The sequence below is a fragment of the Moraxella nasibovis genome, from assembly GCF_029581575.1.
In the GTDB taxonomy this organism is placed as follows: Bacteria; Pseudomonadota; Gammaproteobacteria; order Pseudomonadales; family Moraxellaceae; genus Moraxella; species Moraxella nasibovis.
The window spans coordinates 1,046,070-1,071,918 of sequence record NZ_CP089975.1; the positions used below are offsets into that span (position 1 = coordinate 1,046,070).

Below are 25,849 nucleotides of genomic sequence, written 5' to 3' on the forward strand. Positions count from 1 at the left end.
ATAAAAAACCACCCGCGGGGGTGGTTTGGTGGGCTTAGGCTTTGGGATTGTGTGAAAGATTTACCCAAAAGTGACGGATGTGGTAATCGTAACCAGAATAAATGTGGTTATGGGTGCTATCGAAGTATAGCTTGCGATTCGGAATGTTGGAACAATCAATTACAGGATCTTTAATGCTGCCAATATAGTCTCTCCAACCCTGTAGAGAATCAAGTGCGGTTTTGTGTGAATTCTGGTGATAGACGATAATTCCGCCTCTGTACTCGCAATCATTGCCACGGCTATAACGCGTGGTTAGTTGATTGAAGCCTTTATAAGTGTTCTCATCTCCTTTTTGGAGCTTGCATTCACCAAGCCATTTGAATTTTCCACATTGAATATTGATGTCCACATGGCCATTGTGATTGCTATCGTGACTAGCATTATACCCCATGGCCTTTAATGCTGTGACCAAGCAAGTGGTAATTTGATCTTCTCCAGCCTTATACCACTGGTTGGCATTTGATGTCAGCTCATAAAGTTGAAATTCAACATCTTTATTTAATTGGTCTGTAAACCCATCATAATCACCCTCACTAATAGCTTTTTTGCGGTTAAACAGGCTTTGTTCGAGTGGATCTGTTAGGTCAAATTGGAAGCTAATCATCAAGACATCACCTCTTGGCAAAAATCTTGAGAGATTTTAAAATAGCTAGTTACAGCATCCGAGAAAGTCTTAGCATCCACTTCCTGCTCGGTAATTGGGTGGATATATCGTGAGCCATCGATAATATATTGACTAAATTCCTGAAAGTCCATGGAGATGCTTTCATTTGATAAATCATTATGTACTTCAAACATCTGTTCTAGTACATTGATTTGTGGATCAGATAGTATATATAGTGTAAGCTTGAGAATACGAACACTGCTTTCATCATCGCCTTGTAGTTGGGCTATTTGCTTTAATCGATGATAATTAAGATAGAGCAGGGTGTTTGGACGTGCGTGATTTGCCAAAAAATCTAATATATTTCTTAGCGAAGAATATGTTTCAGACTCATGGGTGCAGCCATGTGTTTGACTGATTTTGTCAAGGTACAGCTGCACAATATCATGTTTTGTCATTTTTTCTTAGAGAAGGTGACGAGCTTATTTATTATATCACAAAATCCCTGATGGCTCTTGCATGAAATTTTGGCATAAGACACAACCAATATATCTTTTTGAAACTGCTGCCACGGCATACCAATGCTAACTTCATTTTCTTTCTGATATGCCTTATATATGTCATATACACTGACATCCGCAGCCTTAGCACCTGCCGTATGATAAGCAGTCTCTCGAGCATCTTCAATGCCATGTCTGACTTTTGCTCGATGTGATACACCTTCATCATCAGCAAATGCCATTTCTTTCACTTTGCCAACTGGCTCCTTGTATAGATTCTCAATACAGGGAAATAAGTCAATCCCCAGATCCTTGATTACTTGTCCTGCAGAATCATTATTGGTAGCATTTACTTCTGAGCGAATAATACGCACCAGTTTGGCAATTTGAGCTTGAAGATTTTCAACTGGTGATTTGCTTGCTAAATCTGCAGAAAGAATCAAGCGTTTGTTATTCTTGTCAAATATCAGCATGTCAAAAGCTGTAATTTCAATTGTCTTGTAAGCAATAACACGCTCAAAATCTTCATCCAAGTGTTCTGATTTAAGTGCATAAACACCAAGGTCAATCTTGACAGGTAGTACCCTTTCTGACTTATAAAGATAGAAATCGATGCCATCCTCTTGTATTTTTACACAGTTAAAATCCACCGTCTTGTCCATAATGGAGCTGTAGTCGTTATTGAATGGTGTGGACGCATTATTAATAGCAGAATGGATTTCATCCAAGTTTTCTAGATCTTCATAGATAAACGCAATCTTATCTCGATACAAGATAACTGACATCAAATCTTGTGCGATTTCAGAAGTGATTTTTGCAATAATGTCATTATTGATATCAGATTCGGATAGATTGTCAATCATGCGAATGGTATCATCCCATGAACGCTTGGTTGCCAATCCAGCTTTTTCTAATATGGGATTAATATCATTTCTTAGTGTATATCCGCGATTTTTATAGAAGTTAATCGCTTGTTTGATGAAAAATTTTCTATCTTCAAAGTTTGTCTGCATATCTCACCTCAATGTTTTATTAATATTGAAAATTGATAGTTAAGGAATCAATACTCCACCAACTTCCCAACCACCTTACCCACCAATCGGCATTCGCCCATCGGTAGCATCTTTTGTTCTGGCCAGTCAGGATTGAGTGGCTTTAGGTACATATCGGATTCGGTTTCACCAAGTACGAGCTGCTTAAATGTCGCTTCGGTGTCATCATTGCACTGCACCACGATCAAATCCCCGTCTTTGAGCGCAAGCGTTGAGATATTTGGCTCAACATAGATGATGTCATCAGGCTCAAACTTGGGCAGCATTGAGCGACCACGCACCTTGAGTGCAAAGCCGTCGGCTGATAAATTGCGTGGGCGTGGATAATAGCCCAAGGCATCATCTAGGGTCACAGGTGAAACTTCTGACCATGAGCCAGCCGCCACCCAGCTGATGAGTGGTACATCATTGGCAGGCATGGCAATGCGCACTGTATCGACAATGTCATGCGCCTGCTCATCGGTCAATATACCGCCAGTCTGTAGTGCGGCAATCTGCGCTTTTAGGTCATTAAGCACATCGGATTTATCGGCTTGGGGTGGGGTATCGGCGGTCATTGAGCCTTGGCCGGTCAAAAGCCAACCAACATTAACACCTGTTACTTGTGCGAATTGCTCAAGCGTATCTTTGCCAATCTGACCCTTTTTCCACTTGGATGCAGCTTGGGCGGATTTGCCCGCTTCGATGGCTGCTTTTGACCAAGATAAGCCTGAATGATCCAAAGCCTGCTGCATTCTTGAAACAAGATCTGACATGGTGTTAGTCCTCAAAATTTACTATACCTTAAGTATAATATTATACCAAAAGTATAGAAAAATAAAGCAACCAAAGGTATATTTATTCTTGACTTTTGTTTAAACTTAGGGTTTAATTAGCGATATTATTGGTTTAATCATATCAAGGTGAAAGAATGAATAAAAACCCAGTCCGAGATGTGGTCAAGCATTTCGGCGGTCGAGAGAAAGTTGCCAGCATTACGGGCGTTACCTATATGGCGGTGAAAAAGTGGGAAGAGCGTGGCTATTTCCCACGCACCGACTACACAGGTGAAACGACACACGCCCAAAAGCTTGCAACAGCCAGTCAAGGTGCATTCTCAGAAAGCGAACTGTTGCCGAAGTATCAAGGATGAATATGACCACCTTCAGCCGTCCAAAAGACCAGTCCTGCGTCCGTGAATCGGATGCATGGCTGGCACGCCATGGTAATGGTATGGATAGGATTGCAAAGCCAATCTCGCCTGCCATCAGTGCCGCCCATCACAAACGCCAACGCAGAAAACAAAAGGGGGCGTGATGCATTTTTATAATTTCAACATCAAAGACTATCGGGCAAAAACCGCCCATCTGTCACCAGTTGAGCACTACATCTATCGGTCGCTACTTGACTGGTACTATCTGACTGAAAAGCCATTCCCTTGTGATATCACCCATATCGCACGCAAACTGCTATTGTCCAGTGATGATGAAATGCAAGCACTGCAAAATGTGCTGGATGAGTTTTTTGTGTTCAAAACAGACGAACATGGAAAGAGTTGTTATCACAACAAGCGTATTGACCGAGAATTGGGTATAGGTGAGCGCATGCCATGGCATAAATGGAAATATGTCAGAATGAGAGTATTTCAACGAGATAATTTTACATGTGTTTATTGTGGCGTAAAAAATGTTCAGCTTGAGTGTGACCACATTCTTCCAATTTCAAAAGGTGGCTCGGATGATATTGACAACTTAGCCACCGCTTGCAAAAGTTGCAACTGTAGCAAAAACAACAAATTGTTGGAGGATTGGCTGAAATGACAACTATTCATTATATCAACCACAATTTTAGTGATTGGGACAGTCAAACCAAACACATGAGCCGACTTGAGCGCAGTATCTATCTAGATTTACGAACATTATATTTTAGTGATGCGAGTGCAAATAATGGCAAAATTGATGTAAGCGATTTTGAATTATTGTGCTATCGCCTGTCATGCCGTACCGAAGAAGAAATCAGCGCCCTAAAATTACTGCTCAAGGACAAATTTAAGAAGAATGGAAATTCTTACCGTCATGCTGATTGGGATAGACAAATCAAAGCAATTCAGTGGGAAATCAAGAAAGGTAACACTGGTAACACTGGTAACACTGGTAACACTGGTAACACTATTGGTAACGCATTGGGTAACGATGGTAACGGTGATGGTAACGCATTGGGTAACACAGGGAAACCACTGAGTAACGCAGAACGCACAGCAAAAGCCAAAGCTGAGCGCAAAAAACTACTATCTGATTTGGCTACTGCAGGTGTTGAAACGCCAGCAAATACACCAATTGCAGAACTAAGAGCATTGCACGAGCGACATTTTGCAAACACCGTCGGTAATAACGATGGTAACGCATTGGGTAACGATGGTAACGCTCAAAAACCGTCTAATAACCAAGAACCATTAACCAATAACCAAGATATAAATACACACACAAACGCGCGCGAGAAAATTTTTGAAAAAATCGGCGATTTGATGGCTTGGCAAGCACCACCCATCGAAGAAATGCAATCAGAGCTGATCAGATCAGGGATTAATCGCACGCTGAGCCAAGCTCAGTATGATACTGCCATTGGTGATTTTAAGGCGTACTACGAGCAGCAAGCACAGCTTGGCAAACCGCTCAATACCGATGCCATCCGCAAATCCAAGCTCAGGCAGTGGCTTGCTCGTGAAAAACCACAGGCACTGCCCACCAACCGCATGGATGAGCTACGAGCTTTGGCAATGATAGCACCAGTCAATGAATTTGGTGAGTTGCCATCTGAGCATGATTTGAATTTTTATCAATCAACCGTCAATGGGGTGAGTTATGAACAATCTGGTACCAATCAACAACACTGAGCATCTGACCGCCATGATCAAATCCATCGTACCACGCTCATTTGAAAAAACCTTTGATGGGCTTGCCATGCCCGAGATTGTCGCAGGATATCGCTTTTGTGTGCAGGGATTGACCCAAGCTCAGCTGAATGTCGGTCTTGATAAAATCAAGCAGATGGGCTATTGCCCTGATCCTGCCATGTTTGCCAAGTGGTGCAGGGGCTTGGATGGATTTGATAATGCCAATGCCATCGCCGATGGCTATGTCGATAAACACGCAGCATTGCACCGCCTAGAAAAATGGCTGGCCGACCCATCACAGCCGATCACTGTGGCCATCAAACAAGCCTATGATGCGACTTATCAGGCTTGGCGATATATTCATACTGCCAGTGACCGCACTAAGGCGGAATTGGCGTTTAAGGGCGAATATCAAGCCATCATCAGTCAGCTTGTGCGTGATGGCATCACCTGCCAAGAGTATCAAGCGCCCATCGCTATTACGGCGCAGGCGAGTCAAAAACCACACATCCCTGCAAGTGATGAGTTTGTCAATGAGATATTTGCAAAACTTAGAGGGCAGAGAAAATGAGACCTAGACAAGAAATTGATATCAAGCTTTGGCACAGCATCACAACATTGGATTATGACGATGTGATGTGCAAGCGAAATATGTACTACAGCGGTGTCAGAAATGATGAAACGAGAAAGGCTTGTAGCGTTTATAAATTTTATCGTGCAAGGCTAAAAGATGGAGATAGAACATGATTTACATTGGTATCGACCCTGGAACGAACACAGGCTTTGCCAAGTCATTTGATGGCGTGCTATACGAAGTCAAAACCTACAGCATCGTACAAGCGCTAGAAGCCGTCGCACACACTGCCAAATGGGCTAAGAGCCAAGACCAATCGCTTATCGTCTATATCGAAGATGCCAGACAGCGTAAATGGGTTACCAGTGGCCGTGAGAAGCTACAGGGCGTGGGTTCGGTCAAGCGTGACTGCGGTATCTGGGAAGAGTTCTGCGTGCATCACGACATCCAATTTGAGCTTATCGCACCCAAGAACAACAAAACCAAGCTGAGTGCTGATGCGTTCAAGCGATACACAGGCTGGGCACATCGCACCAGTGAGCACGCACGAGATGCGGCCATGCTGATCTGGGGGCGATGATGCGTTATTACTACAACCCTAAAACCTGCCAATACGCCAAGGTGCTGGGCGTGAATGACAGAACAGGCATCGCCACTGTCATCATCGATAACAAGAAAGATGAGATGGATTGGGATGAATTTATCAGTGAGTTTAAACAGTTGAGAGATAAAGATGAAAGAAGTAACTGAAATCAAAGATGACGAAATCATCTATCAATCTGCACCTGTGGCACACGACCCAATCAATCATCCTAAGCATTACACCAGTCAACCAAGTGGGATTGAAACCATCCAAATCACTCGCCACATGAACTTCAACCGTGGTAATGCGGTGAAGTATCTGATGCGCGCAGGACTCAAAGACCCTGCCAAAGAAGTGGAAGACTTACAAAAAGCGGCGTGGTATATCCAAGACGAAATCAAACGGCTAAGCCAAGAATAAAAGGGGGTGTTATGACCGGTAAATACAGCCAACAAGGCAATCAGTGCATGGATGACATCAGAAGCTATGGAGCGATAGCGATGATGGATGCACTGGGCATTGATGCTGCCATCGCAGAGCAGGTGGCTAATGAGATCGCTTATCGATTGTCCGAGCATTGGGATGGGTCGATGATTTATATCACCAAAACACCCTGTGGCAGGCGCGTCAGCGAGATCATGAGATCATACAGGCATTTACAGGGCATAATCAGCATGAGCTGGCTAAGCAGTTTGGTTTGTCCTTGCAATATATTTATACAGTGCTGGCTAGGGCAAGAAAACAGCAGCAGCCCAATCTTTTTTAAAGTTGTTTAAAAGACAGAATGGGGAATTTGGGATACAGTGGGTTTGGATGATTTTTGGTGAGTTATGGCACAAAAAACAGCAATTGATCAGCTCAGTGATGAGCACAGACAGCAACTGAACGAACGGCTAATTAGCGAAGGCTTTTTTGGATATCAAGCCTTGGCAGATTGGCTCAATTCGCTTGGCTATCAAATCAGTCGCTCCAGTGCTCAAAGATACAGCAAAAAGCTTGAACGCAAGGTGCAAGCCATCGAAGATGCGCTATTGACCGCCAAAATCATCAACGAGCAAGTGGGTGATGACAAGGATTTGCTGTCTGAAGCGACGGTGCGATTTGTGCAGTCTGAGATTTTCCAGGGTTTGATGGCGCTTGATGTGCCGCCCGAAGAGGCACTGCCGTTGTGTTTTAAATCTGCCAAAGCGGTGAGCGAGCTTGCCAAAGCCAGCCGTGATACCAAGAAATTTCAGCAGGATATGGCTCGTTTGCAGGCAGAGCTTGAAGAAGACCCGAACAACGATAAGCCAACGCTTGCCACTGTCTTTGACCATATCAAGCAGGTGTATGGGCTGTGATTTTATACCCGTACCAAAAACGCTGGCTGAATGATGAGAGCCGTTTTAAGGTGGGGATGTTTGCACGGCAAACGGGCAAAACCTTCACCACCACATTAGAAATCGTGCTGGATTGTATGCAGGCGGAGCTAGGCGGCAAAAAGGCACGCTGGGTGATTCTGTCTCGTGGTGAGCGCCAAGCCAAAGAAGCCATCAATGAAGGGGTAAAGCGGCATTTAGAAGCGCTTGGCATTGCTTGTCAGATTATGGAAGTGCCATTTAGCCCAACCATCAATGCGCTTGAAGTCATCTTGCCAAATGGCTCAAAGATTACTGCACTGCCTGCCAATCCTGATACGGCTCGTGGCTTTAGTGCGAACGTGTTCTTGGATGAGTTTGCCTTTCACGCCGATAGCCGTGAGATTTGGAAGGCGCTTTTCCCTGTGATATCGGCAGGGTGGAAGCTAAGAGTGGTGAGTACGCCCAATGGCAAGGGCAATAAGTTTTATGAGCTGATGACCGATGACAATCCGCAGTGGTCCAAGCATACGGTGGATATCTATCAAGCGTTGGCGGATGGTTTGCCACGACAAATTGATGAATTAAAGCAAGGCTTAAATGATAGTGATGCTTGGCAACAAGAGTTTGAGCTGGAGTGGCTGGATGAAGCGTCGGCTTGGCTGTCTTATGAGCTCATCGACAGCGTGGAGCATATCGATGCTGGTAAGCCTGAGCTGTACAGTGGCAATCCGTGCTATGTGGGCGTGGATATTGGCGCTCGCAATGACTTATTTGTCATCTGGGTCATCGAAGAAGTGGGTGATGTGTATTGGACGCGAGAGCTGATCACACGGCGTAGGATTAGCTTTGCTGAGCAAGATGACTTGCTTGATGATGTCTTTAATCGTTATCGGGTCATCCGCTGCTGTATCGATAAGACAGGTATGGGCGAAAAGCCTGTCGAAGATGCGCAAAAACGCTATGGCAGCACCCGTGTCGAAGGGGTGATGTTTACCCTATCATCCAAGCTTGCGATGGCAACAATCGGCAAACAGGCCTTTGAAGATCGTAAAATTCGCATACCGCAAGGCGATGGCGAACTTCGAGAAGATTTGCATAAGCTCAAAAAACAAAGCTCTGCCACAGGTGCGCCACGATTTGTCGCAGAGTCAGATAGTAGCGGTCACGCCGATAGGACATGGGCGTGTTTTTTTGGCATTGAATGCCGCTAGTAATGATACAGGGCAGGTGCGTGTCGGCAGCCGTCCTGTGCGTCGAAATAGCCGACTTACCCAAGGATTTTTATGAAACCAAAAGCATCCGTATTAACAGGACATATTGCCAACTTAGAGTACAATTTTTTGGGTCAGTACTTCGGTGCTTTGCCCAATCCTGATTTGATTTTACAAAAGCTTGGTCGGTCTGTGAGCGCCTATCGTGAGCTACTTATCGATCCGATCGTGGCAGGGGCGGTACGCAGACGCAAGGCGGCGGTATCTCGGATGAGCTGGCGCATTGATGGTGATGATGACAAACAAGTCAGTCTGCTAACAGACGCCTTAGAAGCGCTTGATGTGCCATCATTGATTGAAACTATGATGGACGCGGTGCTGTTTGGCTATCAGCCGATGGAAGTGATTTGGTCGCTTGATCGGTATTGGTTACCGACGGCGGTGATTGCCAAGCCACAAGAGTGGTTCGGCTTTGATGTTGATGGTGCGCTGATTTATCTCAAAGACAGCAAGCAGCTGCCCGTCCCTGAGTTTAAATTCATCTGCCCTAGGCATGGCGCAAGCTTTACCAATCCTTATGGTACAGCCGAGCTATCTAGCGTGTATTGGGCGACTATCTTTAAGCGGGGCGGATTGAAGTTTTGGGCGGAGTTTGCTGAGAAATTTGGTTCACCGTGGATTATTGGCCGTGAACCACGCAGTAATACCGATGAAGACATCATCCGCCTACTGGATGCACTGGAGAATCTGATGGGTAATGCGGTGGCCACCATCCCTGATGATAGTAGTGTCGAGATCAAGGAAGCTACTGGCAAGACAGGCTCATCACAGGTCTATGATGACTTTATCCGCTATTGTCGCAGTGAAATCAATATCGCACTGCTGGGTCAAGACCAGTCCACCGAAAAAGACTCCACCCACGCATCAGCGACCGCAGGGCTTGAAGTCACAAGCGACATCCGTGATGCTGACTGTCGCATCGTGTCACAGGCGTTCAATGCACTGCTTGAGATGATTGATACGCTAAACTTTGGCGCTGGTACACCGCCGAAGTTTGTGCTGTATGAAGAAGCGCTGGGCAGTCGAGAATTGGCTGAGCGAGATCAGATCCTAGGCAATCTTGGCGTGTCATTCACCGATGTGTACTTTGAGCGAGCCTATAATCTATCTGCCGATGAGTTTCGCTTAGCGCCTGTACCGACCAAATCGGCAGAATTTGCCGAAAATGCAAGCCTGCCAGCAGATTTATCCGACCGTCTAAGCTTAGGGATGCCAAGCGATGATGCGCTGCAAGCACAGCTTAGTGCCATGCTGACAGAGTTTGGTGAGCTTGATGGTGCGCTGGATAATGAAACGCTGCTGCTTGAGCGTTTGGCGGCACTATATCCTGCGATGACTATTGATGAATTACAAGACAAGCTGACGCAGATGCTGTGGATTGCTGACACCTTATCACGCTTACAAGTGATGGATGAAGTGCAAGGGGTGTAAGATGGATAAACTTAGCAACCAAGACATCAAAGCATTGTTTGATCTGCCGCCTAGCGATGCCATCGCTCATCTAAAAGCCAAAGGCTTGCACATCGGCTGGGATTATCAAGATACGCACGCCATCGCACACGCTCGCAGCTTCACCATCGCCAAGATGACATCGCTTGAGCTGTTATCCACCACCAAAAAAGCCATTGAGCAGGCGATGGGTGATGGCATAGGCTACAAGGGCTTTGAACAAAGCATCAAGCCTGAATTGCAAAAGCAGGGGTGGTGGGGCAAAAAAGTGGCAACCAATCCCCAAGGGCGTGACGAACTTGTGCAACTTGGTAGCTTACGCCGCCTTAAGACCATCTACCACACCAACCGTCGCACGGCAGTGATGACAGCAAGATATGCAGCGATGAAAGAAGTCAGCGATACGCATCCTTATTGGCAGTATTCGGCGGTGCTAGACAGTCGCACTCGTGCCAGTCATGCGGCGCGTCATGGCGTAGTGTATCGGCATGATGACCCATTTTGGGCGCATTCGTTTCCGCCTAATGGCTATGGCTGTCGCTGCACGGTCAAGGCAGTGCGTGAATCGATGGTCGATACGGTGAGTGTCAGCGATGCCAATACCCAAAGCTTGGCTGATGATGGCTTTTTTCCTGCACCACTGGCCAGTCATTTGTTTGACAAGCTGTGGTATGACAAGGCAAGGGAGGTCTTTGGACAGCCAAAGGCACTATCGGTGATCGCTCAAGATATGGCAGACCCTGTGCGAGTGGCAGGGTTCTTGGCGTGGGTCAGACAGTTGCAAAATAGTAAGCAGTTACGGGGCAAAACTTATGGTGTAGGCTTGCTATCGGAAGCATCTTTATCAAGATTGGCAATGGAGTATGGTGTGAATAGCCAAGAGCTATCACCCGTGGTCGGATTAAAAGATACTGTTGTTGCTCGTAAAAAATATGATAGACATACCAAAAGTGGTGATGCCTTAGACATGACTGCACTGACAAAAATCATTTCAGACTTTGGCAAACCTGACCGTCAGCTATGGGATAGTAAAAACAAAACCATACTGCTTATTTATAAGACAATACAAGGCAAAACCATCAAACTGGCAGTCAAGCTAGATAAATCAGAAACACTCGTGGTCAGTGGCTATTATGTGGATGAAAGAGATATCGATGGGGGGTTGCGGGTGGATTTTATCAAAAAGTCCAATAAAAAAACCTTGCTGTTTCGCCTGAATCGAACAGGTTAAAGTCGCAGTTAGGAAAAATCCTAAGCTCACCACCCAGACTCCACGCCTGACCCCACAGCAAGGTATGCTTCATTATACCAAACTTAGGACAATTTGCAAATGCTGACCATTACCATCGATGATGCTGATGCCCTGAAAGGGCTCAATACCCTAATCAACAATGCCAAAGACAGCCATCGCATGATGAAGTCACTGGCAGAAGAACTAAAGACACTGACCACCGAGAACTTTGAATCGCAAAGCTTTGGCGGTCAAGGCTGGCAACCCAAAGCCTTTGGCAAGGGGCGTACGCTACAAGACACAGGCGAGCTGTCCGACAGCATCAGCACCAAAGCCACCAGTACCACCGCTCAAGTCGGCACCAATGTGGTGTATGCGCGCATTCATCACTTCGGTGGCACCATTCATGCCAAAAAAGCACCGTTTTTGATGTTCAAAACGCCATCGGGCTTTGCACGGGTGAAGTCTGTTACCATTCCATCACGGCCGTTTTTACCGGTATCGCCATCAGGACAGCTGCAGTCTGGTGCTGATAAGCGACTCATTGATACGGCTTTAGAAGCGCTGAAAAAGGGGCTGTAACTTCATCTCTTAAACGACTTTAAAAGACAAGACGAATTATTTATCCCACAATGGCTTATGTTTGTAAAAACTTAGGCCATTTTTTTATGCAAATCGAAATCTTTCGAGCAGGTAAACGCCTAGACGCCCACGGCAATGAGTTTGACATCACGGTGGAAAACTTACAGCAAGTGGTTGATAGCTACAACCCTGCCTATCATGAAGCGCCGATTGTCATCGGACACCCTAAGATGAACACCCCTGCATATGCGTGGGTGGAGTCGGTGAGCCTTGATGGCGAGACGCTCAAAGCGACACTCAAGCAGATTGACCCTGAATTTGGTGAGCTCGTCAAATCGGGTAAATACAAAAAAGTTTCAGCGTCATTTTATACCCCTGATAGCCCAAGCAATCCTGTCAAAGGCTCGTGGAGTCTGCGTCATGTGGGCTTTTTGGGTGCGATGCCACCTGCGGTCAAGGGGCTAAAAGAGCCGATCTTTGGCGATGATGAGACAGGCGTCATTGACTTTACTGAAGAGCCACAAGCGGATAAGCCATCGGATGAGCCTTCGCCAAGCGATGATGGCAAGCCTGATGCACAACCAAACCCACAACCAAACCATCCAATTAAAGGAGAAGATGTCATGACTGATGATGACAAAAAAGAACTGGAGGCCTTGCGTGCTGAAAATGCTCGCCTAAAAGCCGAAAAACTCACCGCTATGATGCAGGCTAAGCAAGCAGATAATGCCAGCTTCGCTGAAAAGCTCATCACCGATGGCAAGCTTGCCCCTGTGGTCAAGGATAAGGCATTGGATTTGCTCAATTCGGCATTGAGCGAAGATATGGCAAAACAAGGCAATCCTGAATTTAACGAAAATGACGGCATGGTGGCTAAGGTGAAGGACTTTTTGGCGGCACTGCCTACAGTCGTTGACATGGGCGAATTTGCCAAAGGTGCAACCGCTGGGGGTAATCGTGGCGGTCACTCTGGTGGTCTAAGCCATCATGAGCGAGCCTGCGCCCTAATGAAAGCGGAAAACATCAGCTATGAAGAAGCGGCACGATTGACCGCTTAGTCTGTGGCAATGATTAGAGTTTATTAATTTGGAGTAACCATGAGCTTACATCTCAAAAATCTACGAGAAAAAGACGAAGTCTTGAGCAAACTTGCCCAAGGCTATATGCAGGCAAACTACATCGGCGAGCAGGTGATGCCAGTCGTTTATACCGACAAAGAGGGCTTTAAGGTACCTGTATTTGGCAAAGGTGCGTATGTTGAATACGAAACCGAGCGCGCGGTGGGTGCAGCATCCAATGTCATCACCATGGATGGCCATAGCTATCTGCCTGTGGTACTAGACGAGCATGATTTGGCGGTGGGTGTGGATTATCGTGAAGCACACGAAAGCCTATTTGACATCAAAGCCAAAGCCGCTCGCCGTGCCACCACAGGCGTACAGCTACGCCAAGAAGTCGATATTGCACGCCTTGTGCAGTAATCTAGTGTCTATGCGGTGGGGCATACCAAAGATGCGACATCAGCCAAATGGAGCAGCGACGATACGGATGTACAAATCGATATCGACAACGCCAAAGAAGCGGTACGAGCCGCCTGTGGTGTCGCACCAAAAACCCTAGTGCTGGGCGGTGCGGTGTACTCAAAGCTACGCCAAAATGCCAAATTGCGTGCTTTGGTGAGCGATACCAAAAACAAGCCGCTGCTGCCGCTTGAGCTACTAAAAGAACTGCTAGAGCTAGATCACATCATCGTCGGTAATGCCGTCTCAAGTCCTGATGGGGTGCGAGCAACCACGGATATCTGGGGGAATTTTGCCAGTCTTATCGTGCGTCCTGACCAAGTATCTAGCGGTAATGACGAAGGTGTGCCAAGCTTTGGTTATACATTCCGCCGCCGTGGTATGCCAATGGTTGACCGCTATACCGAACTGGGCGGTAAGGTCGAATATGTCCGCTATACCGACATCCGCAAATCAGCTGTGGTGGGCTCAAACTGTGGCTATCTATTTACCAATGTTATCTAAGGGGGAGTTATGGCAAGTCCAACCAAAAACCAAACACTGACCACCACCGTCAAAACCACTGGCAAAATCATCAAAAATCGCTTTGTAACCGTACAAGGTTCGCAAGCGACCAGTGCTGATGGTGTACTAGGTGTCTCGATGTATGATGCCAATGAAAACCAAGCCCTAGCGGTAGAAGTGCTTGGCATTACGCTCATCCAAGCAGGGGGCAGTATCAGCGTGGGAGCAACCATCACGGCTGATGCTCAAGGCTGTGCTGTGGCAGGGTCGGGCAGTTTTATCGCACTAAGCGGTGGTGAAACTGGCGATCTGATCAAAGTACTACTACGCTAATTAAGGAGTTATTATGAAAGTCAAAACCACTATTGCACTCATCATCGATAATCAGCGTATCGAAGCAGGCAGTACCATCGATATCGATGATGCGACTTATCCAAGTATCGCTGCCTATGTGACGGTGCTTGAGTCTGATGCGCCAGTGGCAGAAGTGCGAGCTATCGAAGCCGAACCAGTGGAAGCCGAAGCTGAACCTGTCGAAGTCGAGACTGAACCTGTCGCAGAAGTAACCGAAGACAAACCAAAACGCAAACGAGCCTAAGATGTATCTGAGTCGTGATGATATGGTGGCACTGTGTAGTCTATCTGAGCTGATCCAGCTGTCTAAGGATGAGATGGGCTCACACTATGACTATCAAGCCACCGAGCCTGATTGGGTGCTGATTGATCGTGCCATCGAGTACGCCTGCCAAGTGGCGGACGGCTATCTGTCTGGTCGCTATGCGCTACCGCTCAAGCAGACACCGACGCTACTGATGCACTGGTGTGCTGACATCGCACGCTATCATCTGCACAAAAGACGCATCAATGCCAGTGAGCTGCCAAAGCCACTGCAAGCATCTTATGATGATGCCATCAAACTACTTAGCCAAGTACGAGATGGCAAGCTACACGATGAGCGGGGCGCATATCAGGTACGCTCTCGTGGCAAGGCTGATTGGAGTGGCTACTGATGCTATTGGCGATATTAAACGATCTGCGAGCGCATCTGCGAGCAAGCTTAAGCGACATTGAAGTGGATTTGTTCCCTGATCATCCTGCGTCTTATCGCTTCATCCACCCAAAGGCGGCGGTACTCATCGGCTATATCGGGGCGGATTATGATAAGCCACACGATACGCACGCCATCGTGCAGACTCGTCGGCTGAATTTTAGCATCACCATCTTTGGGCGTGGCGTGCATCACGATGCAGGCGCTATCGCAAAGATGGAGCGAGTGCGCTTAGCGTTGGCAGGCCATCGCCCAGTGCATTGCAATAAGATACATCTGGTCAGTGAGTGCTACTTATCCCAAGATGGCGGCGCTTGGCAATATGAGCTTAAAATCAGCACCGAAACCCAAAGCGTCGAAGCGGTGCAGGCGGATAATCGCCCACGGCTGACCCAAGTGCATGAACGCCGACAAGGCGAAGCACTCAACCCAAACTTAACCAAACTAGGAGAATGATATGGCAGCAGCCTTTCATCATGGTACCGAGACCATCCGTATCGACGGTGGCTCAAGTCCTGTCTATACCGTCAATGGTGCAATCACCGCCATCATCGGCACAGCGCCTATTGGTGCGGTCAATGAGATTATTCTGGCACAAACCAAAAAAGATTTCGCTAAATTTGGTGGTGAGCTGACCGCCAAAGGCTTTAGCATCCCAGATGCCGCACACATCTGGACTCGTTATGGATCAGGTCTTGCTTATGTCATCAATGTCTGCGACCCAGATAAGCATAAAACCCAAGTGTCTGATGAAGTGCTGGTGGTCGATGACAATACTTTGACTGCAGCCACCGTCTATCCTGCCATCCAAACGCTACAAATCACTGATAATGCAGCAACGCTCAACGATGGCGTGGATTATACCGCTAATCTATTGACCGGTGAAATCACCTTTAAAAACCGTCCAACCGCACCGACGGCAACTTATACCTATACCGACCCGACCAAAGTGACAGAAAGCGACATTTTGGGTGGCTTTGTCTCAAGTACAGGTAAACGCACAGGCTTGGAGCTTTTGACCGAAGGCTTTGGTAAATTTGGGGCGGATGCTAAGATTTTGGTGATGCCTGAATTTGATCAGACAGCCACCGCAGCATCAGCGCTCATCAGCATGGCGGATAAACTAAACGCCATCGCCTATGTCCAAGCACCAAAAGGTACCAGCCTATCGGCAGCGCTACAAGGTCGTGGTCCAAGCGGTGAGATTAATTTCAACACCTTATCCGACCGTGCGATGCTGTGCTATCCGCATGTTGTGGGTATTCTTGGTGCAGAAAGCTTGGCGGTGCATCTGGCTGGTCTGCGCATGCAGGTGGATGTCGAAAAAGGCTACTGGCATTCGACTTCTAACCATGAGCTACAAGGCGTCATCGGTATGGAAGTGGGGCTGACAGCACGCATCGATGACCCACAATCAGAGACCAGCCGCCTAAATGAAAAGGGCATCACCACGGTATTTAACAGCTATGGCACAGGCTTTCGAGCGTGGGGCAACCGCTTGGCGTGTTTCCCAACCACAAGCCACATCAAAAACTTTGAAGTGGCACAACGCACAGGCGATATCATTGATGAATCGATTCGTCAGTTTGAACTGCAATACATCGACCGTCCAATCGATGATGCGCTGATTGACAGTCTCATCGAAGGCATCCGCACTTATCTTGGGACGCTCAAATCCATCGTCGGCTATTCGGTGAGCCTAGATTATGATTATGACTTGGTCGATGCCTTTAGCAAAGGGCAAGTGCCAATCGTCTATGACCACACCCCAAAACTGCCAGCTGAACGCATCACCAACACCAGTGTGATGACGCGTAAGTATCTGGTCAACTTGGCTAAAGGAGTGAACTGATGCAAGTTAATGTGATTTATAATGCCAATGTCTATATCAACGGCAACAATCTGTTGGGTCAAGCCCAAGAAATCAAGCTGCCTGATGTGGAAATTTCCCAAGATGAATATAAGGGTCTTGGTCTGGTCGGCACGATTAAACTGCCATCAGGCGTAGAAGCACTCGAAGGGGAAATCACTTGGAACAGCTTTTATGAAGATGCGTTTAAGATGGCATATCATCCGTTCAAGGCGGTGCAAATCATGGTGCGTGCCGATATCCAAAAGCACGACGCACAAGGCTTGGCGGCAGAAGTTCCACTGGTGACCATTCTGACGGGTAATTTCAGCAAAAATCCACTGGGTAGCTATAAGCCCAAAGAACGTGCTGAATTTGCCAGCACCTTTCAGGCGCATGAAGTGCGTCAGCTGATCGATGGTAAAGAAGTGCTGTATTTTAATGCCTTTAAGAACGAGTATCGTGTCAATGGCACAGATGCACTGGCAAACTTCCGCCGAGTGGTTGGGGCGTAACTGACCGATAACTAAAGAAAAAGCCGATCTTAATTAGATTGGCTTTTTTTGTTCATCATCGGCTGCATGATTAAAATCATCAAACATATCATGATTAAAATATGAAATGCTTTCAATTTCGCTCATTTTGATGCTGATGAGAAAGTCTGAGAGGGTGTGCTGTACGGCGTTTTCGCCATGAATGGCATCGAGTAGCCCATGTTTTTGGTACACAGTACTGTAATTGCAATCAAAGCTAATCTTGAGCGTATCTTTGTCACGATAACCACTAAGCTGTGGAATAATGGCTAGATTGTCAAAGTTCAACTGTTCAAACTGCTCGCTGTACACAGTTCCGATGTACACTTTGCGTGATTTTAGAGATATTTTGACAGGTATTTGACGGTCCATAGCAGTCAAAATAACATTAAGTGTGCTGTCGTAAGTTTTGATCGTCTCTATGTCTTTACGCTTGTTTGCGGGTGTGGCATCACTGGGTGAGAAAAATGTAAAAACCACTAAAAGCAGTAAGGGCTTGAGATGGCGAATGCCAAGATATTCTGCCATAAATTGGGATCTTAGCCAGTCATAGGTGTTATCTTGCCAGCTGGTATCATAACCAATCAAGGCGGCAATTTTGTCAAGTATCGCCAAAAAGCCCAGAGAAATCAGTAGGAGGATGGTAAGAAAGCAGGCGGTCTGAATAATCCAAGAAATACCCACTCGACCTAAGATGGCATAGGACTCCCAACCTGTACTGCGTTTTAATAAGGCTTTTTGAGCAGGAAGGGCATCGATATAACGATGCCCAATGATTAATATCCAAAATACAAATAAGACAGCTAGCACTGGTTAGCTCTTTTGATTGACTTTGATGGTGGCAAAAAAAGCGATTTGATCGGCAAGCTTTTGGCGAGCGTGTGGATTGCTATAATCGACACGAGCGACACCATCTTTATCAATCATCAAAAAGCCGTTTTCGCTTTTAGCAGGATTGTTGCGGTCTTTGAACGCATGAAATCGGTCGGTGACAAGCCATCGCCATAACGCCTTTAGATGCTGCAACATACAAACTCCGATTTTTTTAAGCGACCTATGTGGTCATGGATACCTTTATGGTAGCGATTCAGCCGGTAAATGTCAATAGTTGTGCCAAGCTGTCAATCTGTATTTTTAAACCACTTTAAAAGACAAGCCCTGCATTATCCGCCTACAATGCACCTAGAATCAACCTAGGTGCATTTTTATTAGGAGCATACCATGACAACTGCACACAACCCAACCCACACCATCCAAGAACAGCTTGGCAGTCATATCAGCATTCAGCTTGATTATCCGATCACTGACGGACATGGTAAGCAGATCACCGAAATCACCATTCGCCGCCCAAAGGTGAAGGATTTACGCAAAGTTGCACATGAGTCAAAAGGTCGCGAAGATACGCCTAGCATTGAGATGGAAATTTCTATGCTAAGCCGACTAACCGATCTTTTGCCTGAAGATTTGGATGCTTTGGATATGGCGGACTATACCAAAATTCAAGAAAAAGCACAGGAAATGATGGGAAAGCCGACATCGCAAGCCTAGATAATGCACTGGCGGACTTGGCTTGGTGGTTTGGTTTTTAACCATCCGAGCTTGAAAATCTGACTGTGGCGGATGTGGAGCGCTGGCTTGCCCAAGCCAATCGGCAAATCAAAGCTGGCTATCAAAAAACCGCCTTGTAAGGGGCGGTTTTGGTTATGTGGGCTAAGTGCTGACTCAGGACTCTTTAATAAAGCAAGCCAAGATGCTAAAAATGATAGCAAGGCAAGCACCAACCAGTCCACCAAGAGCGGCACCGCCAAGTGAAAACATACCTATGAATAACATCGCAAGGGGTAAGCCAACAACAAAGCCAACCAAGCTTGATGTCAGCACGGGTATATAGTCAATGCCAAGAGAGCCGATGACATAAATAGCCATGGCAACAGCTCCAAATTTGGCACCAAGACCGATGAGAAACTCTGCTGAGTTTAGGGTGGAGTGATACAGAAATTGGCGGATGATTGGCACGGAATTCTCCTTATCATATAACAGTATCATAATATAGAGTGAAGTTTATGGCAAGTGATTTAGTAGTTGCTCTCACGATTACCGCTGCACTGGGTGCAGGTTTCCATGCGGCATTTAGTCAAGCGGAAAAGGTAGGCAAGAAACTGGGTGATGGCTTAAAACAAGCAAGCAAAGATAATTTTAAGCTTGGTGAACAAATTGAAAAAATGACCAAAAAACAGTCAGGGTTGTTGGAAAAAATCAACAGTTCTGGCGGTGCTAGTCAAAGAAAGCTTGATGGTATGTATCGCCGATATTCACAAATGGGCACGGCAATTGCTAAGCTAAAACAAAAACAAGAACAATATACAAACGCCATCAGCAAATCCGAAAAAGCCCAAAAGAATCTCAATGATGCGATTAATAGAAGAGATAGTTTGCGTGCACAGCGTGATGCTACCAAGTCTGACCTGATGGATTCAGCGGCAACCACGATGGCGATTGCTGCACCTATTGGCAAGGCTGTCAAAACCTTTATGGAAGGAGAAGATGCTGCGGCAAATCTAAAAATCGCCATGATGAAAGCGGATGGGACTTTTGGGGAATTTGACAAAATCAGTAAAATTGCTGATGAACTTGGCAATACCTTACCAGGTACAAGCAAAGATTTCTATGCATTGGCTCAATCTCTGAAACAGCAAGGTCTGTCAGATCAAGCATTGACAGGTGGTGCGTTCAAAACAGCAGCTGAACTTAATGTGTTGTTTGATATGGATCAGGCAACAGGTGGTGAGTTCTTGGCTAAGTTTATGGAATCGCATGGCTTGAAAGAGCATGAGCTTGGTGCAGCGGCTGATGCATTGCAGCGTGCAAGATATGCATCAGGTCTTGACCCAAGGCAGATGCTAGATGCAATGAAATACTATGCTCCGACGGCAAATACACTTGGATTGACAGGGCTTGATAACACCAAAAAGATTCTTGCCATGGAAACGATGGCGGCTAAAAAAGGCATGGAAGGTTCAGTTTTTGGTATGGCATTTGAAGATTTTATGGGCATGCTAAGTAAAGGTCCAAAAATGATTGAGTCTGCCAAAAAGGGCATGAAGGCTGAATCTCGACGAATGCTAGAAGAATCTGGCGTCAAAATGGAATTTTATGACGAAAAAGGAACGCTTAAAAGTATTGATAATATCATGACGGAGCTTGATAAGCTTGAAAAGGTGCGTGAAAAATTTGGTGATGAAGGCGTGCTTGCCGTTACTAAAGATTTGTTTGGGGATTCAGGCGGTCGTTTGGCGGCTATTTTGTCAGAAAATGGCAAAGAAGGCTTGGCAAAAACCCTGAAAGAAATGGAGGAACAGGCGTCACTCCAAGAGCGAATTAATGTTAAAACCAGAACACTCAGTTCAATTTTAGAATCATTGCAAGGTGTTTGGTCAACGGCAGTAGGGGCATTTGGTGAAGCGTTTGCTGATGACATAAAATCCGCATCCAAATGGGCAATGGATTTTATTGATAATTCTATCACACCTTGGATTAAAGAAAATCAAACCTTGGTTAAAACGATTTCTTTGGTAGTTTTGGGTATTTCAGCAGTTGCAACCGCAGGACTTGCCTTAAAATTCGTGTTCTTGGGTTTGGCAGCAGCAATAAATACCGTACTCATGCCATTTAAGATATTTAAAGCAGCCAAAGCCGCTCACGAGTTGGCTGTGCTCAATGGTAAAACCACGTTACTGACTCGTGCTGTCGGTATGCTAAAAGGGGCGTTTGCATGGCTTAAAGGCTTATCTTTTGGCAAGCTATTCGGCTTTTTAAAATCCATCCCCTTAAACCCGCTCAAAGCCCTGCCAATGCTATTTGGTGCGGCTAAAGGGGCGATTTTTGGCATCGTGGGAGCGCTTAAGGCATTTACGATGGCAGCACTCACCAGTCCGATTACTTGGCTTGTGGTGGGGGCACTGCTGCTTTATAAATTTTGGAATCCCATCAAAGCCTTTTTTGCAGGGATTTGGGATAGTATCAGTGCCGCTGCTGCGCCGATTATGCCGATATTTAGTGCTATTGGCAATGCGATTAAGCCTGCCTTGGATTGGCTTGGGCAGTTTTTTAATCTGACTCAAGTGGGCGAAGGCAACGTACGCAGTCTAGGGCAGACAGTGGGCGGATTTTTAGTTGGTGCATTTATGGCATTGACCGCACCCATTCGTACCGTCTGGCAAGTTGCCAAATTTGTCTGGGATAGTCTAACAGGCTTATTCAGCGGTGAGATCAGCGTCGGTGATATTTTTGGGGGCTTTAGCCGTGCGTGGGAAGGCTTTCTCACCAAAATCGAAGGGTGGAAAGCCAAGGCATCTGAGCTGTGGAATAGCTTTACCAGTCTATTCAAAGGTGGTGGTGATAAAGCGGTCGGTGGAGCTGTCGGCGGTGCAGGTGGCGGTGGCTTTTGGTCGTCATTGACTAGTGGTCTAGAATCTGCACGCCAAACCATCAGTGAAAAGGCAGGCGGTCTGTGGGACAGTGCCAAAGCCAAATTTGACGAAGCCAAAGGCACGCTCACCACCAAAGCGTCTGAAATCTGGTCATCTGTCACCAATGTACTCAATGGGGCAAATGGGGTCAATATCGGCGCTATCATCGCTCAGACGGTGAGTGGTGCGGTGTCTGCCATCAGCGGTGCAGCAACCACCATCAGCGGTGTGCTATCGGCGATGGTGCAGGGCATGAGCGGGGCGTTTGTGGCGATTTTCCCTGTGATTAGCACGGCTTTTAGCGGTATGGCTGCGGTGGCATCGGCAGGGGTGGCGAGCCTAACTGCGGTGGTGATGGCAGGCTTTGCAGTGATGCGTGTACAGGTGGCGAGTGGCTGGCAGTCGCTCGGTGCTGCAATGAGCGGCAATCCAATGCTGGTACGCCTACAGATGGCAATGGGGCAATGTATCGCCTATCTGGGCGGTGTCCAAGGGCGATTCTATGCCATCGGTCTGAATATCTCGCAGGGCTTGGCTCGGGGGATTGAGTCGGGGATTGGGCGTGTGCGAGCAGCAACGGTCAAACTGGCACAAGAAGTGGATAAAACCACTCGATTGCAGATGAAAATCAAATCGCCTAGCCGTGTGATGATGGCGCTAGGTGGCTTTGTGTCAGCAGGTTTGGCGGTGGGTATCGCCAAAGGGGGTAGCAAGCCTATCCAAGCCATCGGCCGTGTCGCAAAAGGCGTCACCGCAGGCCTTGGCGAAAAAATGGGCGATCTATCCGCTGTGGTATCGACCACGACCAGCGCTCATCAAGCACGCATGGCAGGCGTGGGCAATGGTGCCAATGGTAATATCACCATCTATTATCAGCCGACCATCACCGCTGATGGTCAAAATCGCCATGGCATCGAGCAGCTGCTCAAGCTGTCACAGCGTGAGTTTGAAAAAATGTTCCAAAAAATGATGCAAGACAGACAACGGAGAGCCTACTGATGTATGCAATGCTGGGTGAAATTCCTTTCGAGATGACTGACGGCTTTACGGCGCTATCACTGCGCCATGAAGCGCGCTTTGCTTATCATGATGTCATCGCCGCCAAGCCACGCACCCAAAGCCTAGGGCATAAGCTCGATAAGCTTGAGTTTGAGCTCAGATTGCACTGGCGTCTGGGTGATGTCGGTGGTCAATATGCTGCCTTGGTACAAGCACAAAAATCACAGCAAGCACAAGCACTGGTGACAGGCTCTGGGCAGATGATGGGATTTTTTTGTATCAATCAGCTGTCTGTCACGGCCACGGCAACCAACGATACCGGTGATGTCATCGCCATGGATATCAGTGTCGATCTGACCGAATATGCCGGTGATTCCAATGCACCCAATGATGCACCAGCCATCGTATCAGCGGACTCTGCGCCACTGCTGTCTATGCGTGATGACAGTATCAACGCGCCGATAGACATCGAGACAGCGAGCATGATGGCAGATGTCGGTGCATGGCGGCGCACGGGTGGTCTGTTAGATGGGATATTGACACGGCTGGACTTGCTCAAGCAGACCAATGACCCTTTGGTCATCTCGGGTATCTTATCCGATGTCATCAAAGATGGCAGTGCGGCGGTGGGCTTACTGGGTAATCTGTCCATGCTGTCAGCGTATCAGTCATCACTGCTTGGGGCAGCTGGCATGGGCGAACGCATCAGCAGTGCCATGTCATCGGTGAATCTTGCCATCGGTGCTGCCAAAGGTGGGGATATCATGGGTGTGCGCCAAGCCATCTATGATGCCCAAGGCACGATGGGCGCTGCACAAAAGGTGGTCAGTGGCATCACCGCCAAGATCGCCGCCAAAAAACCACTGAAGCTACCACGACTGCCACGATTGTCACGATAGGGGGATAGATGAACCAAAGCGTACTCAAGCACATCACCAGTGATGGCGAGCGGTGGGATAGCATCGCCCATCGCTACTATGGTCAAGCAGGCATGATGGGACTGCTGATTGATGCCAATCCGCATCTGCCTATCACTGAAGTATTCACCGCAGGGCAGACGGTGTTTGTCCCTATCATCAAACAGCCCACCAATAAGAGCAGATTACCCCCATGGATGCAGTAACCCAACGCGTGTATCAGCCATTATTTACGCTGATTTATGAACAAAAAGACATCACCCATGCCATCACACCGTATCTGATTGACCTAAGTTATCGGGATTTTCTCGATGGCCAAGCTGATGAAGTGGAAGTCAGCCTAGAAGATACCGATAGGGCTTGGCTGTATGACTGGTACCCTGATGCTGGAGATGGCATTGAGCTGTCACTGGCTGATGAGATGGGGCAGATGCTGCCCATGGGACGATTTGAGATTACCGAGATCGAATACCGCTATCCGCCATCGGTCATCAGCATCAAAGCACTGTCAGCAGGACCGAGCAAAGCACGGCGTACCAATCAGCCCAAGCCCTACACCAAGACCACCTTGGCAGCCATCATCCGTGAAGTGGCAGGTCGGCTCAATCTATCCATCACAGGGCAAATCCGTGATGTCAAGATTGACAGCGTGACGCAGTATCAAGAGCGGGATATGGAGTTTTTGGCACGCCTGGCAGCGACTTTTGGGCATAGTTTTAAGATGGTCAATGAGACCTTGGTATTTTATGACAATCAAGCGCTGGGCGATCGGGATGCTGTGGCTCGCATCGATAAGACAGCGGTGATTGAGATGTCATTTAAGGATCTGATCAAAGATGTGCCCAATGAAGTCACGGTCAGCAGTCACAACACCAAGGATAACACCACCAAGACCGCTAAAAAGACAGTCAAACCCAAGCGTGGCAAGGGCAAAAAAGCCACCACCGATACCCTAAAAATCACCGCACCCAATAACGCCACCCAAGATGAAGTCAATGCGATGGCGGATGCACACGCCAAAAAGAGCGAAGATGAACAAATCGCAGCTGAAATCAGCCTAACGGGCAACCCGCTACTGGTGGCAGGACAGGTGGTGATGCTTGAACAGATGGGAAAATTTAGCAGTAAATATCTCATCAAAGAAGCCAAGCATGAGCTGTCGGTATCTGGCTATACCACAGACATCGAGCTTAGAATGCTTGAGTATATCGACCCGATGATGAGTCAAACCACCCAATCGCCAAATGATGAGCCAAGTACGGAGTCAGTATGAATTATCAAGATAATAATTTCACCGCAAGCCTACAATACGGCAAAGTGTCCGCCATCGATGCCACCACGCACAGTGTCAAGGTGGATCTGCCTGCGCTTGAGAGCATGACCACACACTGGCTACCAGTGATTACGCTTGGGGCGTATGCCAATCAGTTCTATGCACTGCCTGACATCGGCACGCTCGTGGTGTGTCTGATGAATGCCACAGGCGATGGCGGTGTGGTACTCGGTGGCATCTACAGCGACATCGATACACCACCGGCCAATAGCGAAAATATCTGGATGAAAAAGTTCAAGAATGGCACCATTATCAGCCATGACCGTACTAGCGGTGCGGTGGTGGTGCAGACCAGTGGTGCGGTGACTGTCACAGCAAGCAGTGTCACCGTCAATGCACCAGCCATCACGCTCAATGGTGATGTCACTGTCACTGGCGCGATGAGCGTCTTAGGGGCGGTCAGCGTCGCACAGACTGTCAGTGCCACAGGGGGTGTGACTGGGGCAGGCGTGAGTCTATCGACGCATACGCATGGTGGCGTGGAGAGTGGCAGTAAGCGCACGAGTGGGCCTGCTTAGGTCTTGAAACTGCATAATTTGCATTTTCGCTAAAAAAAGTTACAATAATGCAATATTTA

The 25,849-nt window shown here is 47.3% G+C and carries 36 protein-coding genes; 29 read left to right on the plus strand and 7 right to left on the minus strand.

Translation table 11 applies throughout. The features are described 5' to 3' along the window. Positions 1 to 34: 34 nt before the first annotated feature. From LU290_RS04950 to LU290_RS04965, 4 genes are read right to left on the minus strand one after another with little or no spacing between them, the layout of a single operon-like run. Positions 35 to 649: a hypothetical protein gene (locus tag LU290_RS04950; RefSeq protein WP_277809434.1), complete on the minus strand. Its 615-nt coding sequence runs from the start codon at positions 647 to 649 to the stop codon at positions 35 to 37. Continuing rightward, entirely contained in the window at positions 646 to 1,104 is a 459-nt protein-coding gene (locus LU290_RS04955) for a hypothetical protein (protein ID WP_277809435.1), read from the minus strand. The genes LU290_RS04950 and LU290_RS04955 overlap by 4 nt, the downstream gene beginning before the upstream one ends. Then, the gene (locus LU290_RS04960; protein WP_277809436.1) at positions 1,101 to 2,159 is read right to left on the minus strand and encodes a hypothetical protein; all 1,059 of its coding nucleotides are present in this window, start codon (positions 2,157 to 2,159) and stop codon (positions 1,101 to 1,103) included. Before LU290_RS04960 ends, LU290_RS04955 begins: the two co-directional genes overlap by 4 nt. 47 nt (positions 2,160 to 2,206) lie before the next feature. Continuing rightward, the gene (locus LU290_RS04965; protein ID WP_277809437.1) at positions 2,207 to 2,953 is read right to left on the minus strand and encodes a helix-turn-helix domain-containing protein; all 747 of its coding nucleotides are present in this window, start codon (positions 2,951 to 2,953) and stop codon (positions 2,207 to 2,209) included. Between the two features lie 155 nt (positions 2,954 to 3,108). Here LU290_RS04965 and LU290_RS04970 point away from each other — a divergent pair, with 155 nt between their 5' ends. From LU290_RS04970 to LU290_RS05080, 23 genes are all read left to right on the plus strand, one after another. Further along, complete coding sequence (locus LU290_RS04970; RefSeq protein WP_253223501.1) at positions 3,109 to 3,330, plus strand: Cro/CI family transcriptional regulator; 222 nt, start codon at positions 3,109 to 3,111, stop codon at positions 3,328 to 3,330. Between the two features lie 2 nt (positions 3,331 to 3,332). Then, the gene (locus LU290_RS04975; RefSeq protein ID WP_277809438.1) at positions 3,333 to 3,494 is read left to right on the plus strand and encodes a hypothetical protein; all 162 of its coding nucleotides are present in this window, start codon (positions 3,333 to 3,335) and stop codon (positions 3,492 to 3,494) included. Then, a complete protein-coding gene (locus tag LU290_RS04980; RefSeq protein ID WP_277809439.1) occupies positions 3,494 to 3,997 on the plus strand; it encodes a DUF1376 domain-containing protein in 504 nt (167 codons plus the stop codon). Before LU290_RS04975 ends, LU290_RS04980 begins: the two co-directional genes overlap by 1 nt. Next, positions 3,994 to 5,070: a DUF1376 domain-containing protein gene (locus LU290_RS04985; protein ID WP_277809440.1), complete on the plus strand. Its 1,077-nt coding sequence runs from the start codon at positions 3,994 to 3,996 to the stop codon at positions 5,068 to 5,070. Before LU290_RS04980 ends, LU290_RS04985 begins: the two co-directional genes overlap by 4 nt. Then, positions 5,039 to 5,641: a hypothetical protein gene (locus LU290_RS04990; RefSeq protein ID WP_277809441.1), complete on the plus strand. Its 603-nt coding sequence runs from the start codon at positions 5,039 to 5,041 to the stop codon at positions 5,639 to 5,641. The genes LU290_RS04985 and LU290_RS04990 overlap by 32 nt, the downstream gene beginning before the upstream one ends. Before the next feature lie 172 nt (positions 5,642 to 5,813). Then, on the plus strand, positions 5,814 to 6,224 hold the full coding sequence (locus LU290_RS04995) for a hypothetical protein (protein ID WP_277809442.1): 411 nt from the start codon (positions 5,814 to 5,816) through the stop codon (positions 6,222 to 6,224). Further along, positions 6,224 to 6,394, plus strand: coding sequence for a hypothetical protein (locus LU290_RS05000; protein WP_277809443.1), 171 nt, complete (start codon positions 6,224 to 6,226; stop codon positions 6,392 to 6,394). Before LU290_RS04995 ends, LU290_RS05000 begins: the two co-directional genes overlap by 1 nt. Continuing rightward, positions 6,378 to 6,647, plus strand: coding sequence for a DUF3310 domain-containing protein (locus LU290_RS05005; RefSeq protein WP_277809444.1), 270 nt, complete (start codon positions 6,378 to 6,380; stop codon positions 6,645 to 6,647). The genes LU290_RS05000 and LU290_RS05005 overlap by 17 nt, the downstream gene beginning before the upstream one ends. 47 nt (positions 6,648 to 6,694) lie before the next feature. Next, a complete protein-coding gene (locus LU290_RS10700) occupies positions 6,695 to 7,003 on the plus strand; it encodes a Mor transcription activator family protein (protein WP_277809445.1) in 309 nt (102 codons plus the stop codon). 54 nt (positions 7,004 to 7,057) lie between these two features. Further along, the gene (locus tag LU290_RS05015) at positions 7,058 to 7,567 is read left to right on the plus strand and encodes a phage protein Gp27 family protein (RefSeq protein WP_277809446.1); all 510 of its coding nucleotides are present in this window, start codon (positions 7,058 to 7,060) and stop codon (positions 7,565 to 7,567) included. Next, complete coding sequence (locus tag LU290_RS05020) at positions 7,564 to 8,778, plus strand: terminase large subunit domain-containing protein (RefSeq protein ID WP_277809447.1); 1,215 nt, start codon at positions 7,564 to 7,566, stop codon at positions 8,776 to 8,778. Before LU290_RS05015 ends, LU290_RS05020 begins: the two co-directional genes overlap by 4 nt. Positions 8,779 to 8,850: 72 nt before the next feature. Further along, a complete protein-coding gene (locus tag LU290_RS05025) occupies positions 8,851 to 10,269 on the plus strand; it encodes a DUF935 domain-containing protein (RefSeq protein ID WP_277809448.1) in 1,419 nt (472 codons plus the stop codon). A 1-nt stretch (position 10,270) separates the two neighbouring features. Next, positions 10,271 to 11,518 (plus strand): phage head morphogenesis protein, encoded by a 1,248-nt coding sequence (locus tag LU290_RS05030; protein WP_277809449.1) that lies wholly within the window; start codon positions 10,271 to 10,273, stop codon positions 11,516 to 11,518. 99 nt (positions 11,519 to 11,617) lie between these two features. Beyond that, positions 11,618 to 12,100, plus strand: a complete 483-nt coding sequence (locus LU290_RS05035; RefSeq protein WP_277809450.1) for a phage virion morphogenesis protein — start codon at positions 11,618 to 11,620, stop codon at positions 12,098 to 12,100. An 86-nt stretch (positions 12,101 to 12,186) separates the two neighbouring features. Further along, entirely contained in the window at positions 12,187 to 13,158 is a 972-nt protein-coding gene (locus LU290_RS05040; RefSeq protein ID WP_277809451.1) for a hypothetical protein, read from the plus strand. A gap of 39 nt (positions 13,159 to 13,197) precedes the next feature. Next, positions 13,198 to 13,581 carry a hypothetical protein gene (locus LU290_RS05045; RefSeq protein ID WP_277809452.1) on the plus strand — a complete coding sequence of 128 codons (384 nt, stop codon included), beginning with the start codon at positions 13,198 to 13,200 and terminating at the stop codon, positions 13,579 to 13,581. A gap of 15 nt (positions 13,582 to 13,596) precedes the next feature. Beyond that, positions 13,597 to 14,124, plus strand: a complete 528-nt coding sequence (locus LU290_RS05050; protein ID WP_277809453.1) for a hypothetical protein — start codon at positions 13,597 to 13,599, stop codon at positions 14,122 to 14,124. 9 nt (positions 14,125 to 14,133) lie between these two features. Next, positions 14,134 to 14,457, plus strand: coding sequence for a capsid cement protein (locus LU290_RS05055; protein WP_277809454.1), 324 nt, complete (start codon positions 14,134 to 14,136; stop codon positions 14,455 to 14,457). Positions 14,458 to 14,470: 13 nt separating this feature from the next. Then, positions 14,471 to 14,722 carry a hypothetical protein gene (locus LU290_RS05060; protein WP_277809455.1) on the plus strand — a complete coding sequence of 84 codons (252 nt, stop codon included), beginning with the start codon at positions 14,471 to 14,473 and terminating at the stop codon, positions 14,720 to 14,722. Position 14,723: 1 nt separating this feature from the next. Then, positions 14,724 to 15,134 carry a DUF1320 domain-containing protein gene (locus LU290_RS05065; protein WP_277809456.1) on the plus strand — a complete coding sequence of 137 codons (411 nt, stop codon included), beginning with the start codon at positions 14,724 to 14,726 and terminating at the stop codon, positions 15,132 to 15,134. Next, complete coding sequence (locus LU290_RS05070) at positions 15,119 to 15,628, plus strand: Gp37 family protein (RefSeq protein ID WP_277809457.1); 510 nt, start codon at positions 15,119 to 15,121, stop codon at positions 15,626 to 15,628. The genes LU290_RS05065 and LU290_RS05070 overlap by 16 nt, the downstream gene beginning before the upstream one ends. A gap of 1 nt (position 15,629) precedes the next feature. After that, the gene (locus tag LU290_RS05075) at positions 15,630 to 17,024 is read left to right on the plus strand and encodes a phage tail sheath family protein (protein WP_277809458.1); all 1,395 of its coding nucleotides are present in this window, start codon (positions 15,630 to 15,632) and stop codon (positions 17,022 to 17,024) included. Then, a complete protein-coding gene (locus LU290_RS05080; protein ID WP_277809459.1) occupies positions 17,024 to 17,536 on the plus strand; it encodes a phage major tail tube protein in 513 nt (170 codons plus the stop codon). The genes LU290_RS05075 and LU290_RS05080 overlap by 1 nt, the downstream gene beginning before the upstream one ends. A gap of 33 nt (positions 17,537 to 17,569) precedes the next feature. On the opposite strand, the gene LU290_RS05085 is transcribed toward LU290_RS05080, so the two are convergent. After that, on the minus strand, positions 17,570 to 18,364 hold the full coding sequence (locus LU290_RS05085) for a hypothetical protein (protein ID WP_277809460.1): 795 nt from the start codon (positions 18,362 to 18,364) through the stop codon (positions 17,570 to 17,572). Positions 18,365 to 18,367: 3 nt separating this feature from the next. Further along, positions 18,368 to 18,583: a hypothetical protein gene (locus tag LU290_RS05090; RefSeq protein ID WP_277809461.1), complete on the minus strand. Its 216-nt coding sequence runs from the start codon at positions 18,581 to 18,583 to the stop codon at positions 18,368 to 18,370. A 192-nt stretch (positions 18,584 to 18,775) separates the two neighbouring features. On the opposite strand from LU290_RS05090, the gene LU290_RS05095 reads away from it, so the two are divergent. After that, positions 18,776 to 19,102: a phage tail assembly protein gene (locus LU290_RS05095; protein ID WP_277809462.1), complete on the plus strand. Its 327-nt coding sequence runs from the start codon at positions 18,776 to 18,778 to the stop codon at positions 19,100 to 19,102. 174 nt (positions 19,103 to 19,276) lie between these two features. Here LU290_RS05095 and LU290_RS05100 read toward each other — a convergent pair whose 3' ends face one another. Beyond that, positions 19,277 to 19,570, minus strand: a complete 294-nt coding sequence (locus tag LU290_RS05100) for a hypothetical protein (protein WP_277809463.1) — start codon at positions 19,568 to 19,570, stop codon at positions 19,277 to 19,279. A gap of 47 nt (positions 19,571 to 19,617) precedes the next feature. On the opposite strand from LU290_RS05100, the gene LU290_RS05105 reads away from it, so the two are divergent. From LU290_RS05105 to LU290_RS05125, 5 genes are read left to right on the plus strand one after another with little or no spacing between them, the layout of a single operon-like run. Continuing rightward, the gene (locus LU290_RS05105; RefSeq protein WP_277809464.1) at positions 19,618 to 23,022 is read left to right on the plus strand and encodes a phage tail tape measure protein; all 3,405 of its coding nucleotides are present in this window, start codon (positions 19,618 to 19,620) and stop codon (positions 23,020 to 23,022) included. Next, a complete protein-coding gene (locus tag LU290_RS05110) occupies positions 23,022 to 23,921 on the plus strand; it encodes a phage tail protein (protein ID WP_277809465.1) in 900 nt (299 codons plus the stop codon). The genes LU290_RS05105 and LU290_RS05110 overlap by 1 nt, the downstream gene beginning before the upstream one ends. Before the next feature lie 8 nt (positions 23,922 to 23,929). Further along, positions 23,930 to 24,145, plus strand: coding sequence for a tail protein X (locus LU290_RS05115; RefSeq protein ID WP_277809466.1), 216 nt, complete (start codon positions 23,930 to 23,932; stop codon positions 24,143 to 24,145). Next, entirely contained in the window at positions 24,133 to 25,212 is a 1,080-nt protein-coding gene (locus tag LU290_RS05120; RefSeq protein WP_277809467.1) for a phage late control D family protein, read from the plus strand. The genes LU290_RS05115 and LU290_RS05120 overlap by 13 nt, the downstream gene beginning before the upstream one ends. After that, a complete protein-coding gene (locus LU290_RS05125; RefSeq protein WP_277809468.1) occupies positions 25,209 to 25,790 on the plus strand; it encodes a phage baseplate assembly protein V in 582 nt (193 codons plus the stop codon). Before LU290_RS05120 ends, LU290_RS05125 begins: the two co-directional genes overlap by 4 nt. Positions 25,791 to 25,849 lie beyond the last annotated feature (59 nt).

Bases quoted from the DNA above. Each gene is read 5' to 3' on its own strand.
- LU290_RS04955 (WP_277809435.1), bottom strand. From the start codon at position 1,104: ATGACAAAACATGATATTGTGCAGCTGTACCTTGACAAAATCAGTCAA.
- LU290_RS04960 (WP_277809436.1), bottom strand. From the start codon at position 2,159: ATGCAGACAAACTTTGAAGATAGAAAATTTTTCATCAAACAAGCGATT.
- LU290_RS04965 (WP_277809437.1), bottom strand. From the start codon at position 2,953: ATGTCAGATCTTGTTTCAAGAATGCAGCAGGCTTTGGATCATTCAGGC.
- LU290_RS04970 (WP_253223501.1), top strand. From the start codon at position 3,109: ATGAATAAAAACCCAGTCCGAGATGTGGTCAAGCATTTCGGCGGTCGA.
- LU290_RS04975 (WP_277809438.1), top strand. From the start codon at position 3,333: ATGACCACCTTCAGCCGTCCAAAAGACCAGTCCTGCGTCCGTGAATCG.
- LU290_RS04980 (WP_277809439.1), top strand. From the start codon at position 3,494: ATGCATTTTTATAATTTCAACATCAAAGACTATCGGGCAAAAACCGCC.
- LU290_RS04985 (WP_277809440.1), top strand. From the start codon at position 3,994: ATGACAACTATTCATTATATCAACCACAATTTTAGTGATTGGGACAGT.
- LU290_RS04990 (WP_277809441.1), top strand. From the start codon at position 5,039: ATGAACAATCTGGTACCAATCAACAACACTGAGCATCTGACCGCCATG.
- LU290_RS04995 (WP_277809442.1), top strand. From the start codon at position 5,814: ATGATTTACATTGGTATCGACCCTGGAACGAACACAGGCTTTGCCAAG.
- LU290_RS05000 (WP_277809443.1), top strand. From the start codon at position 6,224: ATGCGTTATTACTACAACCCTAAAACCTGCCAATACGCCAAGGTGCTG.
- LU290_RS05005 (WP_277809444.1), top strand. From the start codon at position 6,378: ATGAAAGAAGTAACTGAAATCAAAGATGACGAAATCATCTATCAATCT.
- LU290_RS10700 (WP_277809445.1), top strand. From the start codon at position 6,695: ATGGATGACATCAGAAGCTATGGAGCGATAGCGATGATGGATGCACTG.
- LU290_RS05015 (WP_277809446.1), top strand. From the start codon at position 7,058: ATGGCACAAAAAACAGCAATTGATCAGCTCAGTGATGAGCACAGACAG.
- LU290_RS05025 (WP_277809448.1), top strand. From the start codon at position 8,851: ATGAAACCAAAAGCATCCGTATTAACAGGACATATTGCCAACTTAGAG.
- LU290_RS05030 (WP_277809449.1), top strand. From the start codon at position 10,271: ATGGATAAACTTAGCAACCAAGACATCAAAGCATTGTTTGATCTGCCG.
- LU290_RS05035 (WP_277809450.1), top strand. From the start codon at position 11,618: ATGCTGACCATTACCATCGATGATGCTGATGCCCTGAAAGGGCTCAAT.
- LU290_RS05040 (WP_277809451.1), top strand. From the start codon at position 12,187: ATGCAAATCGAAATCTTTCGAGCAGGTAAACGCCTAGACGCCCACGGC.
- LU290_RS05045 (WP_277809452.1), top strand. From the start codon at position 13,198: ATGAGCTTACATCTCAAAAATCTACGAGAAAAAGACGAAGTCTTGAGC.
- LU290_RS05055 (WP_277809454.1), top strand. From the start codon at position 14,134: ATGGCAAGTCCAACCAAAAACCAAACACTGACCACCACCGTCAAAACC.
- LU290_RS05060 (WP_277809455.1), top strand. From the start codon at position 14,471: ATGAAAGTCAAAACCACTATTGCACTCATCATCGATAATCAGCGTATC.
- LU290_RS05065 (WP_277809456.1), top strand. From the start codon at position 14,724: ATGTATCTGAGTCGTGATGATATGGTGGCACTGTGTAGTCTATCTGAG.
- LU290_RS05075 (WP_277809458.1), top strand. From the start codon at position 15,630: ATGGCAGCAGCCTTTCATCATGGTACCGAGACCATCCGTATCGACGGT.
- LU290_RS05080 (WP_277809459.1), top strand. From the start codon at position 17,024: ATGCAAGTTAATGTGATTTATAATGCCAATGTCTATATCAACGGCAAC.
- LU290_RS05090 (WP_277809461.1), bottom strand. From the start codon at position 18,583: ATGTTGCAGCATCTAAAGGCGTTATGGCGATGGCTTGTCACCGACCGA.
- LU290_RS05095 (WP_277809462.1), top strand. From the start codon at position 18,776: ATGACAACTGCACACAACCCAACCCACACCATCCAAGAACAGCTTGGC.
- LU290_RS05105 (WP_277809464.1), top strand. From the start codon at position 19,618: ATGGCAAGTGATTTAGTAGTTGCTCTCACGATTACCGCTGCACTGGGT.
- LU290_RS05110 (WP_277809465.1), top strand. From the start codon at position 23,022: ATGTATGCAATGCTGGGTGAAATTCCTTTCGAGATGACTGACGGCTTT.
- LU290_RS05115 (WP_277809466.1), top strand. From the start codon at position 23,930: ATGAACCAAAGCGTACTCAAGCACATCACCAGTGATGGCGAGCGGTGG.
- LU290_RS05120 (WP_277809467.1), top strand. From the start codon at position 24,133: ATGGATGCAGTAACCCAACGCGTGTATCAGCCATTATTTACGCTGATT.
- LU290_RS05125 (WP_277809468.1), top strand. From the start codon at position 25,209: ATGAATTATCAAGATAATAATTTCACCGCAAGCCTACAATACGGCAAA.